Source organism: Streptomyces sp. NPDC058663, assembly GCF_042716745.1.
Taxonomy (GTDB): domain Bacteria; phylum Actinomycetota; class Actinomycetes; order Streptomycetales; family Streptomycetaceae; genus Streptomyces.
On record NZ_JBHXRV010000030.1, the window covers coordinates 93,064 to 109,165 of the forward strand.

Genomic DNA, 16,102 nt, shown 5'->3' on the forward strand with positions numbered 1-16,102 from the left:
CACATGGCGGTTACCGCCCGGTGTCCCTGCTTTTATAATACTCAGCTCAAGGGTGGTGCCGTGGGGGGGGGACCGGGGCCGCCCCACCCCGGGGACCCCCGCCCCCCCCCGCTGGCCGCAGGGCGTCCGCCCCGCGGTCAGCTCCCACACCCACCGGTAGTCCCCCTGTTCACCCACCGCCCCTCGCACGGGGCGTTTTTTTGTGCCCGGACGGCCTCCCCGCCAGGCACTGGCCCCCGTCATCCCGTAACAGGGAACCGATGTGACGCGTTGGCACTCATGCTCCATGGGGATCAGGGACGCGCCCAGCGAGTGCTCCTTCCGGCCCCCCGGCACACCCCACGGGCGTGCCGTCTCTCCGATGAGCCGAGAACGAGGAAGTCACGTGCCCCTGTCGACGCGCAGACGTCTGGCCCTGAGCACCACTCTGATCGCCGCCCTGGCCGACGGCCTCGCCCCCGCCACCGCGGCCTCCGCTGCACCGGCGGCCCCCACGGCGCCCGCAGCTCCCACGGCCCCCGCCACCCCCGCCCCCGACATGGACGGCGTCACCGCTGCCCTCAACGCCGCCATGGCCAACGGCGCTCCTGGCGCCATGGCGCGCTTCACCGGCCCCGACGGCGTCCGCACGCGCACCGCGGGCGTCCGCGACCGCGTCTCCGGCGAAGTCATGGACACCCGGGCCCGCTTCCGCATCGGCAGCGTCAGCAAGACCTTCTCCAGCGTCGTCCTGCTCCAACTGGTCGACGAGGGAAGGCTGGAGCTCGACGCACCGGTCAACCGCTACCTGCCGGGGCTGCTGCCCGACGACCGCATCACGGTCCGCCACCTGCTCACCCACCGCAGCGGTCTTGCGGACTACACCAACGCCATGTTCGAGAAGACCGTGCCCGGCTTCGAAGCCGTGCGCAACCGTGTCTTCACGAACCAGGAACTGGTCGCCCTCTCGCTGGCCGAACCCCGCACCACCGAGCCCGGTGCCGCCTACAAGTACTCCAACGCCAACTTCGTCGTCGTCGGCATGCTCATCGAGAACGCCACGCGGACCCCGGTCGCCAAGCAGATCGAGCGACGCATCATCAAGCCGCTCAAGCTGCGGCACACCTCCTACGTCCACCCGGAGACCGGGATCGCCGGCACGCACGTACGCGGCTACCTCCACCCCGACGAGGAGGGGGCGCCGCTCGTCGACTCCACCGAGCAGACCGTCTCCTGGGCCCAGGCGGCAGGCGCGGTCATCTCCGACCCGGCCGACCTGAACACCTTCACGACCGCGCTGATGCGGGGCCGCCTGCTCTCGCCGCGGATGCTGGACGCCATGACGACGGTCACCCCGACGGACACCACCCAGACCCGTTTCTACGGGCTCGGGCTGCGCCGCTACGACCTGTCCTGCGGCACCCAGGTCTTCGGGCACACCGGCACCGTGCAGGGTTATTACACGTACGCCTTCGCCACCCGTGACGGCCGGCGCGCCCTCTCCGCCATGGCGAACACCTCGAACCGGGGTGCTGCGAACACGGCGCTCGGCGGGACGCTGGAAGCGGCCTTCTGCGGGAAGAAGCCCGCTCCGGCCGCGTCGACGACCAGGGCGCCGCGCATGCTGCCCACCCTGCCGGCGGAGGCAGACCTGCCCGAGCGCCGCTGAGGCCGGACACGGCTTGAGGCGGCCCGCAGCGGCCTGAAGCGGCCCTCTTCCCCTGTCCCGTATACGGGACAGGGGAAGGAGGGAACGCCGACCGGGAAACGCCCGCGCCGGGAGCCGCGGGCCGGGCAGGGGGCTCGTTGCGGTCACTCCGCGCGCAGGGAACGCATGCGGACGTACGCGTACACGCATCCCGCCAGCGCGAGGTCGGACAGCAGCATGAAACCGATCGAGTACGAGTCCTTGGCGCTGTAGATGGCCCCCATGAGCAGCGGCGGTACGAATCCGCCGAGGCCCCCCACCGCGCCGACGATGCCGGTGACGCTGCCGACCTGGGACTGCGGGGTGACCTGCGAGACGAGGGCGAAGACGCTGCCGCCCGCGGTACCGAGTCCGGCGGCCATGGCGAGCAGGGCGACGGTCCCCAGCGGGCCGAGGGCGGGGTCGAAGGCCTGGACGACGGCGAACAGGGCCACGCAGGCGAGGGCGAAGGCGGTGACGACAGCCGGGTGGACACGGTCCGACAGCCGCCCGCCGAGGGGCCGGAACAGGACGGTGACCAGGGCGAATCCGGCGGCTTTCGTCCCGGCGTCGGTCGGCGAGAGCGCGTACCAGGTCTTGAGGTACGTCGGCAGATAGACACCGAACGCGACGACCCCGCCGAACCCGATGGCGTAGAGGGCGGACAGTTCCCAGGTCACCCGCAGCCGGCCGGCCTGCCGCAGCCGGGAGGTGAGCGGGGCGACGGGAACCTGCCGGTCGGGCCGGTCGGTGAGCAGGACGGCCGCCAGTACCGCGAAGACGGCGAGCGCGACCGCGACCACTACGAAGGGGAGGTTCTCGCCGTGCGCGGCGATGCGTGGAGTGAAGTACCCGGACAGGGCGACGCCGCCGGTGCCCATGCCGAACACCCCGAGCGCGAAGCCCCGCCGGGAGGGCGGGAACCAGGAATTGACCAGCGGGACACCGATCGCGAACGTCGTGCCGCCCAGGCCGAGGAGGAAACCGACGACCAGGAGCAGACCGTAACTGTCCCTGGCGGGAATCAGCAGCAGCACCGGGACGATGGTCAGGGCGGAGACGAGCGGGAACATCAGCTTCGCCCCGTAACGGTCGGTGAGCGCGCCCGCGGGAATCCGTCCCACCGACCCCACCAGCACCGGAACCGCGACGAGCAGCGACTGCTGGAACGAACTGAGCCCCAGCCGCTCCTTGTAACCGACGGCCAGCGGCGCGATCAGGTCCCAGGCCCAGAACGTGAGCGTGAAGCCGATCGTCGCCACGAGGAGATTGCGGTACGCGGCGGCCGACGGCTTGCGGTCGGTGGCCTCGGGGGTCCGGGCGGCCTCGGTGTTCATACCGCCCAGTCAAGACACCGCACGGCGCCGGGGCGCGGGGGACTGGGCCGTACGCAGTACCGATGCCCGGGACAGTGGGCGGGCGGAGACCTCCGGGACGCCCAGTGGACGGCTCTCCTGCCCCGTCGGGTCCGGCTCCCGTTCAGGTGCTAGCCGTGCCTGCGTACCGAGAACTCGTTGCCGTCGGGGTCGAGCAGCCGCACTTCGTTGCCGTCGCCCCCGCCTTCGCGCCCGTCGGCGGGGGCGCGCGTGGCACCGAGCGAGAGCAGACGGTCGATCTCCGCGCCTTCGTCACCACCGGCGGGACACGTCAGCTCGAAGAACAGCCTGTTCGCACCCGTCTTCGGCGCCACCGGGGGGCCGCCCCAGGTGAGCTTCGTACCGCCCCGCGGCGACTGGATCGCGGTCTCCTGGTCCTGGTCCCACACCAGCGGCCAGCCCAGGGCCTCGCTCCAGAAGTACCCGACCTCCTGCGTACCGTCGCAGGCCAGGGCCCCGATGAAGCCGGTGTCCGCGAGGAAGTTGTTGCCGGCCTCGATGACGCAGAACTCGTTGCCGTCAGGATCGGCGAGCACCGCATGTCCCTCTTCCGGGAGCTGGCCCACGTCGATGTGCCTGCCGCCGAAGGCCAGCGCCCTGGCCACCGTCCTCCGCTGATCCTCGGGGGTCGTGCTCGTCAGGTCGAAGTGGGCCCGGTTCTGCCCGGTCTTCGGTTCGGCCCCCGGGACGAAGCGGAGGTGGAAACCGGCCGGCTCGGGGGGCAGGACCAGCACATCGCCCTCAGGGCCGTCGGCCGGCTCCCAGCCCAGCATCCCGGACCAGAACCGCGCCAGACCGGCGGGCCGGGACGCGCGGAAACAGATCGCGGACAAGTGACTGGCCATACCGTGTGCAGCTCCGATCCGACGGCGGACGCGGTGACGCCGCGCGCCCCACGCGAGCGCAGCCTAATAGGGGCGGCTCGACGTCCGCAGCCGCATTTCCACCGGGAGTTGCCGCCCGGCCCGACTGATACGCGGCTTGCGGGGGTAGAGCGCGGTAGACCAGTGATGTCCCAGGGACCCTCCGGGCAACCGGCCGCCGACGCGGAGCCCCGGAGACGCAACCTGTCATGAACCGGACAACCGAGCATCCGCGCGATGCGCGAGGAGAGGGGCAAGGACGCCATGAACAGAACGACCTCCAGAGGCTGGGCCCGCACGGCCGTCGCGCTGGGCACAGCCCTCGCGTCGACCGTGCTCTGCACGACGGCGGGCGCGGCCGCCCCCGGCAGCGCGGGAACCACAGCCCCACGCACCTGCCCCGTCGTGTACTTCGACCTGGGGGAAACCCTCGTGCACACCGCCGAGGACGGCGGCATCGGCTACCGGCCGGGTGCGGCCGCCTACCTGCGAGCCCTGCGCGAACGTCACATCCAGGTCGGCCTGATCACCAACGTGCCGCCCTCCTGGGGCACGACCGACGCGGCGCGTGCCGCCAGGCTGAAGCAGGAGGTCGACGCCACGTGGCGCGGTCCCGTGCCCTTCGCGTGGGCGGACTTCGGCGACCGCATCCTCACGCCCCGCACCGAGGCCGAACGCAAACCGGCTCCCGCCCTCTGGCAGCGCGCGAAGGCGGCCGGGAGCCGCTGCCGCCTCGTCCACCAGGCCGAGACGGCCGAAGAGGTCAGGGCCGCCGCCGCGCTGGGCTTCGTCCCGTACCAGGTCGGCCGTCCCCATCTGCCCGCGTTCCTTCCCGTACGGCTGGTGGAACTGCTCGGCCACCGCCCCCGCTGACCCACCGCGGGGCGCCGGGTCAGCTCTCCGCGGGGGCGGACGCCGCACGCGCGTCCGCCCGGACCCGCTTGACCGCCCCGCTGCGCAGCAGCAGCTGGAAGACGCCGAGCAGCACCGCCGTCGCCAGCGCGCTGTGCCACAGCAGGTCGTCCAGCCGCCCCGCGGAGAGGTACGCGCCGACGGCGATCGCGGCCAGTGCGCACACCGCGCGGTCCACGATGCTCTCCACCGACAGCAGCGTGGCGCGCGGGGCGTCCGGCGGCACGGCGTCGTTCACCAGCTTCCGCTGCACGGGATACGCGAAGCCCGCCGCCGCGGCGAACAGACAGAGCAGCGCCACGACGGCCCACGGCCCGCCGAACGTCATCGCAGCCAGCGTGCCCGCCAGCGCGAGGCTGAGGACCGACACCCAGGCGACCGGTGTCAGCCGCCCGCTCAGCCAGTGCGGGCGGGCCGACGCGACCGCCTCCGCGACCGTCATCGCGGCCATCACCCCGCCGTGCGAGGCCTCCGCGATGCCGTGGTCCAGCAGGATCGGCTGGAACAGGTTGACCTGGCAGATGCGGGAGAGCGTGAACACGGCCACCCCCTGCACCATCACCAGGGCCAGCCACCGCGAGGACGCGACGCAGCGCAGCGCCGCCCCGGCGTCCCGCAGGAACGCGCCGCCCCTGCGCCCTCCCGCAGCCCGGTCCGCCGCCTTCCCCGCACCGGCTTCCTCCCCCGCGAGCCGGGGCAGTGCGACGGCGCAGACGAGCGAGCCCGCAGCACTCGCGGCGCTGAGCACGTACGGGGCCGCGTGCGCCACGGTCATCAGCGGCCCGACCAGCGGCCAGCACACGACCTTCGCCGCAAGCCCCAGCGCCCGCGCGGTGCCCTCCGCCCGAAGATAGTGCGCATCGCACTTCTCCCGCCGCAGCCCGTCGTACAAGTAGGCGCTCGCCGCTCCCGAGGTCAGTGAGCGGCCGACCGCGATGGCGAGGAAGTGCACCAGGAAGCCGGTGTACGAGGCGCTGACCACGGGAGCCAGGTTCGCCGCGGTCATGACCACCGCACCGGCACGCAGACAGTTGCGGGTGCCGATCCGGTCGGCGATCAGCCCGGTCGGGATCTCGAACAGGCAGAACGCCACGTAGTAGATGCTCTGGATGCCGAAGATCTGTCCGTCGGAGAGTCCGGCCGCCTTCTGGTAGGCGTAGAACACCGGCATCCATCACAGCAGGTTGAACAGCAGCTGGAAGCCGTAGTTGAGGCGGATGATCCGACGGGCGGTGGCCGTCGGGCGCGTGCGCGCACCCTCCGCGGGTCGAACCCGCCCGGCGAGCCGCCTCACAGCGCGTACGGGCGGATCTGGACCAGCCGGAAGTCGCCCGCGTCGGTCATCAGCCACTCGATGTCCAGCGGCCGGTCCACGTCCGGCCCGGCCGCGTCCACCGCCCCGGGGCCGGCCCCGCCGGGGTCCGAACCGCTGAAGTGGGACTGCAGGAGCCGCCCCGTCAGCGACAGGTCGGCGAGCCGCGCGCGGGTGGCCGCGGACAGGGCCTCGCCCCAGGAACCCAGGGCGACCGTGCGGCCGCCGCCCTCCACGGTGTTGTACAGGTACTGCTGCGGCAGGACGGAGCCGTCGACCACCTGCTCGGGGGAGCCGGGGGAGCAGTTGAGGTAGACGTTGCGGAAGTCCTCGCGCCGGGTCGGATCACAGGTGACCAGGACACCGCCGAGCGAGGCCGGTACGTACTCCTGGACGATCACACCCATGTAGGTGTCGTCCAGCGAGATGCCGACCTGATGACGCAGCCGCACGCTGCGCGGCGAGACCAGCGACGCCCACACCTGCCGTACCGCGTCCAGGAGTTCGGCGGTTCCGCGCACGGTGGTGACCGAGTCGTAGACCCCCGCGGCCGAGAAGCCGGGAAGGTCCTCGGCGTTCGAGGAGGAGCGCACGACCAGCCGCGCGCACGCGCCTGCTGCGGCGGGGAAGGCCTGGTTGATCTGCCGGGTGACGGACTCGGGGACGGGAGTGTGCCGGATGAGGTGCTGGAGGTGCAGGCACAGCGAGTCGAGGACGTCGGTGGCATCCAGTTCGAGGGCCAGCTTGAGTTTGCCGATGCCTTGCTGGATGGCGGGGGAGGAGGCCAGGAAGTGCTGCTGGAGCGCGAAGGGGAGCGCGATGCCCTGCGGGGCACCCACCGTGGCCGCCACGAAGTCGGCTGCCCCGGAGCGCAGCGCGGAGGGGTCGGGCGCGCTTAGGCCGAGCCGGGCCGCGAGGTGCCCGTAGAGATCCGGGCGCGGCGGGCGGGGCCGCCCGTAGAAGGCGGTCAGGTCCGCCGTACGGCTGTCGAGCACGTGGTGCAGCTCGCCGAGGTTGGCGGCCTTGGTGCCGTAACGGTCCCGGTCGGTGCGGCGCAGCCGGTGCAGGGCCAGGACGGGCGTGTCTTCGAGCAGCGGCGGTTCCAGCCGGATGCGCTGCTGGTGCCAGGCCGGGGCCCGCAGGTCTGGTGCGTCCTCCAGCCGCTCCAGGGATATCTCCTGCTCGCCCACCCGGTAACGGACCCACTCGCCGTCGAGGCGGTCCTGGTCGACGAGCTGCTCCAGGTCGCGCACGATCGCATTGGGTATGCCCCAGCCGGAAGCGAGGACGTTGGTGTGCGAAAGCGGCGTGATCGGCGCGGTGTTGAGGAATCCGGCCACCCGGGGCACGTCGTCCGGCAGGCACGCCATCGCCACGATGTCCGCCCAGCCGAGACCGGCCGCGGCGGCCGCGTACTCCTCGTGCGTGCGGAAGAACCGCAGTCGCCCGGTGGCCTCGCCCGGATTCAGCGGGGTGCGCGTCCTGGAGCCGAAGAGTTCGTGGCTCAGGATGCGGGGCACGCGCAGCTCGCTGATCGCGGCCAGCTCCTCCTCCTGCCCGTGATTGGCGGGCTTGAGCAGGACGGGGAACTTGCCGTCGACCCGCTCGCGTACGAACTCGTAGAAGAAAAGCAGCAGTTCGCCGTTCATGGTGTCGGCCTCGGTCGTCTCCAGGACGAGGAAGGTGCGCTCGCGGCCGTCCGCCTCCTGCTCGGTGTGCAGGGACAGCACCCCTAGCAGGAAGCGTCGCCCGGGGTCCATGTAGACGGAGGCGTTGAACGCGTCGAGTCCGGCGTCCAGGGCGGCGAGGTCCATGCCCAGGACGCGGGTGGCGATGTAGTCCGCGTGGAAGGGGTGCGCGGCGGTGTCGAGCAGGTGCCAGGTGTGCTCGGCGCGGTCGACGACGACCTTGAGGTACGGGTGACCGGCCAGGACCCCCGAGAGCGTACGGAACAGCGGCAGCGAGAGGTTCTCGCCGACGACCGTGCGGTCCGTCGCCGGCCCGGCGGCGCCGGTGGTCAGGGGTGCGGTCATCGGGAAACCTCCTCGGGCTGTACGGCGGGCAGGACCTTCGGCAGGGCGTCCACCAGGGTTTCGAAATCGCGGAGCACGGTGAGCGGGCCGGTGGCCGAGAGCAGACACAGGGCCGCCATGGTGTTGGCGCCCGCCGCCGGGTCGTAGACCGGCACCGGGCTGCCGTCCGGCAGGGAACTCTCGGCGACCACCGACAGTTCACTGCCCGGGCCCAGCGGGACGTCCGCCGCGACCGCGGGGAAGTCCCAGACCCTGCGGTCCTGCCAGGGCTCGCCCCGGCTGTCGACCGCCAGGACGACGAGCGAGCCGGCCGCGCCGTGCGCCTGCGCCGGAGTCAGGGCCTGCTCCGGCCACTCGACCGGGCGGCCGAGGAGATGGTCGACCAGCATGCCGACGAGGTCGAGTCCGAAGACCTCCTCGATCTGCGGCACCGTCATCGCCCCGCCGAACCGGGCGGCCGTCTCGATCAGCCACATCCGGCCGTCCGCGCCGAGCTTGATCTCGGTGTGGGTGCCGCAGTCGCGCAGTCCGAGGGCGTCGACGGACCTGCGGGCGAGTGCCACGATCCGGTCCTGCGCCGCGGCGGGCAGCAGGGCGGGCGTGATGCCCGCGCGCTCGGTGAACGGCTCGACCGTCGGCATCCGGCCGCTGAGGCAGACCGGGTGGAAGGTGCCGTCCGCCACGACGCCCTCGACGCTGACGTAGTCGCCCCAGCCGGACTCGTCGAACCAGTCCGAAGCGGTGCCGGTCACGATCTCCTCGACCACGAAGTCCGCGTCCGCCTCAGCCACATGCAGCTCCGAGTAGCCCAACAGGGCCGACTCGGCCATCACTTCGCGCGAGCGCCGCCACGCCGCCGGGGCCTCGTGCGGGGAGCGGATGATCTGGTGCGCGGTGGAACCCGCGCTCCAGGCCGCCTTGAGGAGCAGCGGGAAGGGCAGCACGGCCACCGCCTCCCGCAGGTCGTCCTCCGTGGCGACCGGACGGAACTCCGGCTGCGGCAGGCCGTGTTCGCGCCAGGTGCGCCGCATCAGCCGCTTGTCCCGGGCGAGCGCGGCGGCGCTTCCCGCTCCCGCGAGGCCGAGCGTCTCGCACGCCTCCGCGACGGCGACGACCGCGTATTCGGAGAAGGTGAGCACCGCGTCCGCGCCCACGGCCTCGGCCCGCGAAACGATCAGGGCGACCAGATCGCGGCGCCGTGCGTCGGAGGCTGTCACGACCGAGGCGCACAGTCTCCCCGCGGGGCCCGCCACGGAAGGGGGAAGGGCGCTGAGCGCCAGCAGGTGCACCTCGGCCCTCGCGGCCGCCCGGGACAGGACATGGCCGAGCGGCGGACCGCCCTTGGCATGTACTAACAGCACCTTGCTCACTGAAGTTCGTCTCCATTCGTCGGGTTCGTCTTCCGCATGCCGTGTGGTTCGCACGCTGCGTGCCGGTGTACGGGGCGGGGGGCTGCGCCCCCCTCGCACGCTCAAGGGGATCAGGCGGCGGAGGTGCCGCACGCCGCTGTGGCCGCCTCCGATTCAGGCAAATGCCTGAGTACCTGGCCGCGCGGGGACACCCGGACCGGACGCTTCGCCGCCGTGGGGGACGGCCCGGACCGGCCACCTGCCCCTCCACTTCGGCCGAGAACCTCGCATGCGGGGCACCGCGACGGGATACCCATCGCGAGGTGACTGTGCGTCAGCCAGTCGTATACGGACGGAGACACCACTGTGGACGATTCCCGCCGCAAGGCACTGCGCGAGCGGCTTCCCGTGTTCCGACGGGAGGCCGAGGCACACCCCGAGGGGCCGCGCCGCTACGCCGCCTTCGCCGGCCTGGCCGACCTCGCCCCGGCCGCCGCCTTCATCAGGGACTGCGACGGCCGCTACCTGTGGGCCAACCACGCCTACGCGCACCTCTACGGAACCGTGCCCTCCGCACTTGTCGGCAAGTACATCGAGGACTTCGACAGTCCCGCGGAGGCCGTCCGCTTCCGCGCCCTGGACCAGGAGATCCTCACCCGCGGCACACCGGTGCGCCACACCCTGGACTACCGGCGTCCCGACGGCAGCGAAGGTCAGGCGCTGGGCCACCGCTTCCCGGTCCGGGAGAACGCCCGCACCTGCGTCGCCGGAATCTACGTGGACATCACCGAGCACCTCCGCGCCACCACCCGGCGGCAGGAGGCCGAGGAGAGCCTGCGGGCTCTGCGCGACCACAGCGGACTGCCCTGTGCCCTGCTGTCGGCGAACGGACGGGTTGTCGAGGCGAGCGCGGCAGCCGCCGAACTGTTCCACCTCGGCCTGCCCGACCTGGTCGGCCGGCGGGCCCACACCCTGCTCGCCCCCGAGGCCGGCCTCGACCGGCTGCACAGCAGGTGGGACGGTCTGATAGCCCGCCGCACCAGACGCGTGGAGACGACCGCGCTGCTCGTCGACACCCGGGGGCGGCAGCGCCGCGCACAACTCCACCTGACGGCCGTCGGCCACTCCTCGGCACGGGCCCGGCACGTCTGGGCGGTGGTCACCCAGCAGAGCCTCGCCCACGAGCCCCGCCCCTCACTGACCGCCGCGCAGATCCGCATCCTCTCCCTCCTGGCGGAGGGCAGCAGCAACGGCTCCATCGCCGCTTCGCTGAACCTGTCCCGGCAGACGGTCGACTACCACCTCAGCCGCCTGCGGGAGCTGCTGGACGCCGCGACCCGCCCCGCCCTCGTCGCCCGCGCCTACGTCCTGGGCATCCTCGCCCCCGGCACCTGGCCCCCGCGCTCGGCGACGGCGGCCCATCCGCTCAGCGCCGTCTGACGCACGCGCACGGCCGGGCCTGCGCCGGGGGCCATCCCGCCGTCGCAGGCTCAGTTGAGCCGGACGTCGCAGGCTCAGTTGTGCCGGATGTCGCAGGTTCAGTTGTGCCGGATGAGCGACTCGACGAGTCCGGCCCGCGTGTTCGGGAAGTCCAGCGGCACGATGCCCAGCCCTCTCCAGCCTTCCGCCCCGGCGCTCTGCAGCAGTGTGTGCACCTTGGGGAGGAGACGGTCGGAGTTCCACCGGGGCGGCAGACCGGCCGCCGTGCTCACGAAGTTGATGTACTGCTTGCCCGGCTGGGTGGCGGCTTTCCGGAACTGCGCCTCGATCTTGGGGTACTTGGCGATCGGCTCCGCCTGGTAGTCGTCCTGGATGTCGAAGACCGACGAGTCGCCCCAGCGCACCCCGCCCGGCAGCCCGCCGTTGTCCGCCAGCAGTACGACCCTGCCGCGCGCCTGCCCGAGAGAGGGCAGCGCATCGGCGACCAGGAACAGCGAACGCCACCCCCTGCGGTCGAGGTAGTCGTCGAACAGTGCGCCGAACTCCGCGTCGGAGACGGCCGAATACTCCTGCTTCACCCGCATCAGCACCGTCTCCGTCGGGTGCGCCGCCAGGAAGTCCCGGCACGCCGCGAGCACGTCGTCGAAGTTGAGACGCTGGTAGAACGCGCCGTGATGGATCGCGAACGACCCTTCGAAGGCCCGGCACCGTATGTCCAGGAACCGGATGCCGGAGGCGAGTTGCCGGGCGAGCGTGGTGTTCTGGCACTCGACCCACCAGCCGCCGAAGCGGGCACCGGAGTCGTGCGTGCCGGGCACGGTCAGCGTGCGCAGCGGCCGCGCCGGGTCGATACCGGCCATCCAGTCCGCGACTCCCGGAGCCCGCGTCCGGCGAGTCCGTACACCCGCACTCGCCGGTACCGCACCCGCCCCTGCCAGCAGCCCGGCGGTGGAGAGCGCCGCCGCACCCTTGAGGAACCCTCTTCGGTCCATGCGCAACTCTGCCCCCTGGCGTAGCTCCGGTCACCCGCGCGCATCGAAGCACAGGGGAGGGTGCGCCCACCAGAGGCAGGGTGAGAATGCCCGCACCAGGCGCCCGGAGCCCGTTGTGCGGGGGAGAAGCCGGGCCGGCCTCAGTGCGCGTCGTCCCCGCTGTCCTCGGCGCGGTTCCGCTGCCGTCTGCCGACCACCACGGTCGCGGCGGCCGCGCTGGCGATGAAGGCGGCGGCCACCATCCACGGCTGGTCGAAACGGTGCCCGGTGGCGTGGTCGAGCGAGTAGCGCCCCGGCCCCGCGAGGCCGAGCGCGGCAGCCGTGAAGCCGAGGAAGGCGGGGTACTCGTATCCGCCCGACTGGGCGAAGAACCCCGCCGGAGCATGCACGGAGACCGCACCCGCCATGGCCCCCGCGGCGGCCGCGCCGGCCGCCGGTGTGGCCAGGCCCAGCGCGAGCAGCGCGCCACCGCCCGCCTCGCCGAGCCCGGCGGCGAGCGCGCTGTGGCGGCCAGGGGTGAACCCCATGGACTCCATCGCGGCACCCGTTCCCTCGAGACCGCCACCGCCGAACCAGCCGAAGAGCTTCTGCGAACCGTGCGCGGCCAGCGCGGCCCCGGTGCCCAGGCGCAGCGCGAGCAGGCCCAGGTCACGGCGGCGGCTGGGAGCGAGGTCACGGTGGCGGTGCAGGCAGAGGGGCATGGTGTCTCCCAGGAGTCGGGTGAGGTGCGGGACAACATGTCCACTCTCTGCGGCGCGCGGCGCCCGGGTGCCGCTGTACTACGCCAGACGGGCCCCGACCCCCATATGCAGGAGTGTGCGATTAGCCGGCCGGAGATCCTGGGAGGTGTGAGGAGCCGATTCCGCTTCCTGTCCCGAAGGGGCACAGCCTTGCCAGGTTCTCCGCTCACGCGGTCGCTCTCCCGCTCCCGGCCGCACGCCCGACTCGCACCGATGGCGCGGCCCGAACCGATGGCGCGGCCCACGCTGCCTGCGCGGCCCGAACCGATGGCGCGGCTCACCCTGCCTGGGCGGCCCGCCCCGATGGCGCGGCCGGTCCGGCCCGGGTGCCTGCCCTGGGCCCGGACCGAACCCGAAACCGTCGCAGCCCCGCTCGCCGTCAGGGGCGGCCGATGATCCTGGACCGCCGCACCCTCCTCACCAGCACCGCCCTCACCGCATCCGCGACCCTCCTCCCGGCCGCCGCGACCGCCCCCGCCGCCCCGAGCCTCAAGCCCCCAGGACTCCCGCTCAGATACGCGGTCCTCGGCGACAGCATCACCGGCCGGGGCAGCTTCGCCTCCCACGACGCCCGAGCGTGGACGTCGCTCCTCCAGGCAAGGCTGGCGAAGTCCTGGAAGGTCACCCGCGTCAACGGCGCGACCTCGCGGGACGAGCAGGGAGTGACGTGCCTGGCGACCGTGGACACCGTCCCCTTCGGCTGCGACCTGGTCGTCATCGGCCTCGGCTCCAACGACTGCCTCGCCCGGCGCAACGGTGGTTACGCCTACACCCCTGGCGACACCCGCGATGCTGCCAGGGCCCTGTTCGCGGCGGCGGCCGCCGCCAACCCGGACGCGGTCGTCGTCGCTCTCGGCGTATGGGGCGACCGCACCCTCCAGTGGGCCACGGACCGCTCCGCACACCCGGTCTCCAGGGTGGAGTACTGGGACGAGATCATCGGCGAGTGCTGCGAGGAGAACGGCGGCATCCCCATCCCCTGCGCCGACCTCTACAGCCACCTCGCCAACCGGCTCCCGGCGGGCCGCCCTGCGTTCGGCGGCTACCGCACGGACGGATACCACCCGAACGACACCGGCCACCAGGCGCTCTACGAACGGGTGGCGCACCGGCTGCGCCTGCCGTGACCCGTGACCCGCACCCCACGGACGGCACCGGGAACCGCAGGCCGCCGACCCCATAGGGGCACAGGTCAGTCGTTTCACCCACGCATGAGGGCCACTCGGGCTAGTCTCCCTGCACGCTCCTTGGGGAGGAGCGCGCGTGTCTTCGCGTATCAACAGAGCCGTGTTCTCCGGGGGACGGCGTGTTCGTCCTGTGGGGGGAAATCGTGCACGACATCGTCAAAGGCGCCAACGTTTCGCTGTCCGCACTGACGGAAGACCATGAATCCCTTGCCGTGAGCCTGCGCTGGAACAGCCCCAGCGGAGAAGGGGACGCCGACGTTTCGGTGCTTCTGCTCGGCGCGGACGGAAAGGTGCGGGCCAATGACGACTTCTACTTCTACAACCACCCGACCGCACCGGACGGCAGCGTGCAGCTCCTGGGGCTCACCCCGACCGACGACGGCACCGAAGACCGCATCCAGCTCTCCCTTCCGGCTCTCCCGGCCGACGTGGGCGGCCTCGTCATCGCCGCCAGCCGTCATCAGCGCGCACCCTTCGGCGAGTTGAACAGCGTCGGACTCGAGCTCTCCGACGGCGCGGGAGAGAAGATCCTCCGGTTCGCCATCAACGACGCCACCACGGAGAGCGCATTCGTCTTCGCCGAGGTGTACCGCCGCGGTGAGGAATGGAAATTCCGTGCCGTGGGACAGGGATACGACACCGGGCTGGCCGGTCTCGCCACTGACTACGGGATCGATATCGAGGACGATGACGAGCAGACAGAACCAGCCCCGCAGCCGCCCACGGAGCCGTCGCCGGGCGAGCCCCGGCCACCCCTCCTCGCGGCCGTCCCTGCGCAAGCCGTACCCCAGGACACGACTGCCCCGGTGAACTCCGCGCCCGCCGGGGAACAGGCCACCCACACCGCCGCGCCCGCTGAGCCGGCCCCCGGCGCCCCTGCACCGCGACGCCTGCGTACGGCCAAGAAGAAGGTCACCCTCCCCAGGGTCGCCAAGGCGTCCCTCGCCGAGAACGACGCCTGGCGGCCCTCGCGCCTCTTCCCCGCCTCGTCGCTCAAGAGCGACCGGGAGCGCGAAATGCGGGCCACCTCCGTCCTCCTCTCCGTCATGGCCCAAGTACCCGAACTCGGCCGCCGTCTGACGGCGGCCTTCGGGGCCCCGGCGGGACGCATGGAGACCTTCACCGAAGTCTCCCTCCCTCATGGGGACAGCCCGAAGCGCCCCGACGGAGTGATCCGCGTCGAACGCGCGGGCAAGCTGTGGACGGCACTGGTGGAGACCAAGACCAACGGGAATGCGCTCAAGAGCGACCAGATCCAGGCGTACGTCGACATCGCGGCGCGCCGGGGCTACGAGGCAGTGGTGACGCTCTCCAACGACGTCGCGCTGGAAGGCAGCCCGCTCGTCGACGTGAGGGCCGACGGCCGCCGCAAGAACAAGGTGGCTCTGTGGCACCTCTCCTGGGCCGAAGTGGCCCACCAGGCCCAACTGCTGATCCGCCATGAGGGCGTGCGGCACGAAGCACACGCCTGGCTCCTCCAGGAGCTTCTCCACTACCTCCAGCACGAGAACTCCGGCTGTCACGGATTCCAGAACATGGGCCCCTCCTGGGTACCGGTGCGCAACGGCATCGATGAAGAGACACTGTGCCCGGGGGACCCCCGCACCGTCCGCGTCGTGGAGAGCTGGGAGCGTTTGGTACGGCAGGTCTGCCTGCGCCTCGGTGGGGAACTCGGCGTGAAGGTCATCCCGGTCCAGCGCACCAAACGAGGAGTCGACCCCCAGTCCCGCCGGGTGGAACTCGCCGACCGGTTCTGTGAGGACGGACGGCTGCAGGCGGAGATCCGGGTCGACGGAGCGGTCGGCATCATCTCGCTGGCGGCCGACCTGCGGCTGGGGAGACTGCGCACCTCCGTCGACGTACCGGCGCCCGACCAGGGATCTCCGCTGACGTGGGTCAAACGACTGATCAAGCAGTTGGAGAATGCACCGGCCGACCTGCACATCCAGACACTCGTGGGCACCGAAGGCACCGGCCCGCGAGGAACGATGGAAAGGCTGCGGCGGGAGCCTGGAGACCTCGTCCCGAAGGGAGCGGCTTTCCCCGTGGGATTCCGGCTGTCCCTTTCCAAGAGCGTGGGCAGCACGCGCGGCAACGCGGAGACGGGATTCATCCGCTCCGTGGACGCCGCCGTCGCGCACTTCCACACGAGCGTGGTGAGCCAGGTGACCCGGGGCACCGGCGGACGCATGAAGCCGGCGGCGACCACCGACTGATCGGACGGTCCAGGTG

At 72.0% G+C, this 16,102-nt stretch carries 12 protein-coding genes; 5 read left to right on the plus strand and 7 right to left on the minus strand.

Annotation, left to right across the window (positions count from 1 at the left end; genetic code table 11):
- Window positions 1–385 precede the first annotated feature (385 nt).
- Entirely contained in the window at window positions 386–1,648 is a 1,263-nt protein-coding gene (locus tag ACFWVV_RS22395) for a serine hydrolase domain-containing protein (protein ID WP_384359061.1), read from the plus strand.
- 143 nt (window positions 1,649–1,791) lie between these two features.
- On the opposite strand, the gene ACFWVV_RS22400 is transcribed toward ACFWVV_RS22395, so the two are convergent.
- Together ACFWVV_RS22400 and ACFWVV_RS22405 are read right to left on the minus strand one after the other, a co-directional pair.
- On the minus strand, window positions 1,792–3,003 hold the full coding sequence (locus ACFWVV_RS22400; protein WP_384359059.1) for a nitrate/nitrite transporter: 1,212 nt from the start codon (window positions 3,001–3,003) through the stop codon (window positions 1,792–1,794).
- Between the two features lie 149 nt (window positions 3,004–3,152).
- The gene (locus ACFWVV_RS22405; RefSeq protein WP_384359057.1) at window positions 3,153–3,887 is read right to left on the minus strand and encodes a VOC family protein; all 735 of its coding nucleotides are present in this window, start codon (window positions 3,885–3,887) and stop codon (window positions 3,153–3,155) included.
- A gap of 255 nt (window positions 3,888–4,142) precedes the next feature.
- Here ACFWVV_RS22405 and ACFWVV_RS22410 point away from each other — a divergent pair, with 255 nt between their 5' ends.
- Entirely contained in the window at window positions 4,143–4,778 is a 636-nt protein-coding gene (locus tag ACFWVV_RS22410; RefSeq protein ID WP_384359055.1) for a hypothetical protein, read from the plus strand.
- A 19-nt stretch (window positions 4,779–4,797) separates the two neighbouring features.
- Here ACFWVV_RS22410 and ACFWVV_RS22415 read toward each other — a convergent pair whose 3' ends face one another.
- The 3 genes from ACFWVV_RS22415 to ACFWVV_RS22425 all read right to left on the minus strand — a co-directional run bounded on the left by ACFWVV_RS22415 (window position 4,798) and on the right by ACFWVV_RS22425 (window position 9,532).
- Window positions 4,798–5,988 (minus strand): MFS transporter, encoded by a 1,191-nt coding sequence (locus tag ACFWVV_RS22415; RefSeq protein ID WP_384359053.1) that lies wholly within the window; start codon window positions 5,986–5,988, stop codon window positions 4,798–4,800.
- A 119-nt stretch (window positions 5,989–6,107) separates the two neighbouring features.
- Entirely contained in the window at window positions 6,108–8,162 is a 2,055-nt protein-coding gene (locus ACFWVV_RS22420) for a PEP/pyruvate-binding domain-containing protein (protein ID WP_384359051.1), read from the minus strand.
- Window positions 8,159–9,532: an acetyl-CoA carboxylase biotin carboxylase subunit family protein gene (locus ACFWVV_RS22425; protein ID WP_384422770.1), complete on the minus strand. Its 1,374-nt coding sequence runs from the start codon at window positions 9,530–9,532 to the stop codon at window positions 8,159–8,161. The genes ACFWVV_RS22420 and ACFWVV_RS22425 overlap by 4 nt, the downstream gene beginning before the upstream one ends.
- Before the next feature lie 345 nt (window positions 9,533–9,877).
- Here ACFWVV_RS22425 and ACFWVV_RS22430 point away from each other — a divergent pair, with 345 nt between their 5' ends.
- Window positions 9,878–10,951, plus strand: a complete 1,074-nt coding sequence (locus ACFWVV_RS22430) for a PAS domain-containing protein (protein WP_384354137.1) — start codon at window positions 9,878–9,880, stop codon at window positions 10,949–10,951.
- 98 nt (window positions 10,952–11,049) lie between these two features.
- Here ACFWVV_RS22430 and ACFWVV_RS22435 read toward each other — a convergent pair whose 3' ends face one another.
- The gene (locus ACFWVV_RS22435) at window positions 11,050–11,943 is read right to left on the minus strand and encodes a phosphatidylinositol-specific phospholipase C domain-containing protein (RefSeq protein WP_384354139.1); all 894 of its coding nucleotides are present in this window, start codon (window positions 11,941–11,943) and stop codon (window positions 11,050–11,052) included.
- A 140-nt stretch (window positions 11,944–12,083) separates the two neighbouring features.
- Window positions 12,084–12,644, minus strand: coding sequence for a DoxX family protein (locus tag ACFWVV_RS22440; protein WP_384354141.1), 561 nt, complete (start codon window positions 12,642–12,644; stop codon window positions 12,084–12,086).
- 431 nt (window positions 12,645–13,075) lie between these two features.
- On the opposite strand from ACFWVV_RS22440, the gene ACFWVV_RS22445 reads away from it, so the two are divergent.
- Window positions 13,076–13,810: an SGNH/GDSL hydrolase family protein gene (locus ACFWVV_RS22445; protein ID WP_384354143.1), complete on the plus strand. Its 735-nt coding sequence runs from the start codon at window positions 13,076–13,078 to the stop codon at window positions 13,808–13,810.
- 212 nt (window positions 13,811–14,022) lie between these two features.
- A complete protein-coding gene (locus ACFWVV_RS22450) occupies window positions 14,023–16,086 on the plus strand; it encodes a TerD family protein (protein ID WP_384354290.1) in 2,064 nt (687 codons plus the stop codon).
- The last annotated feature ends 16 nt before the right edge of the window (window positions 16,087–16,102 follow it).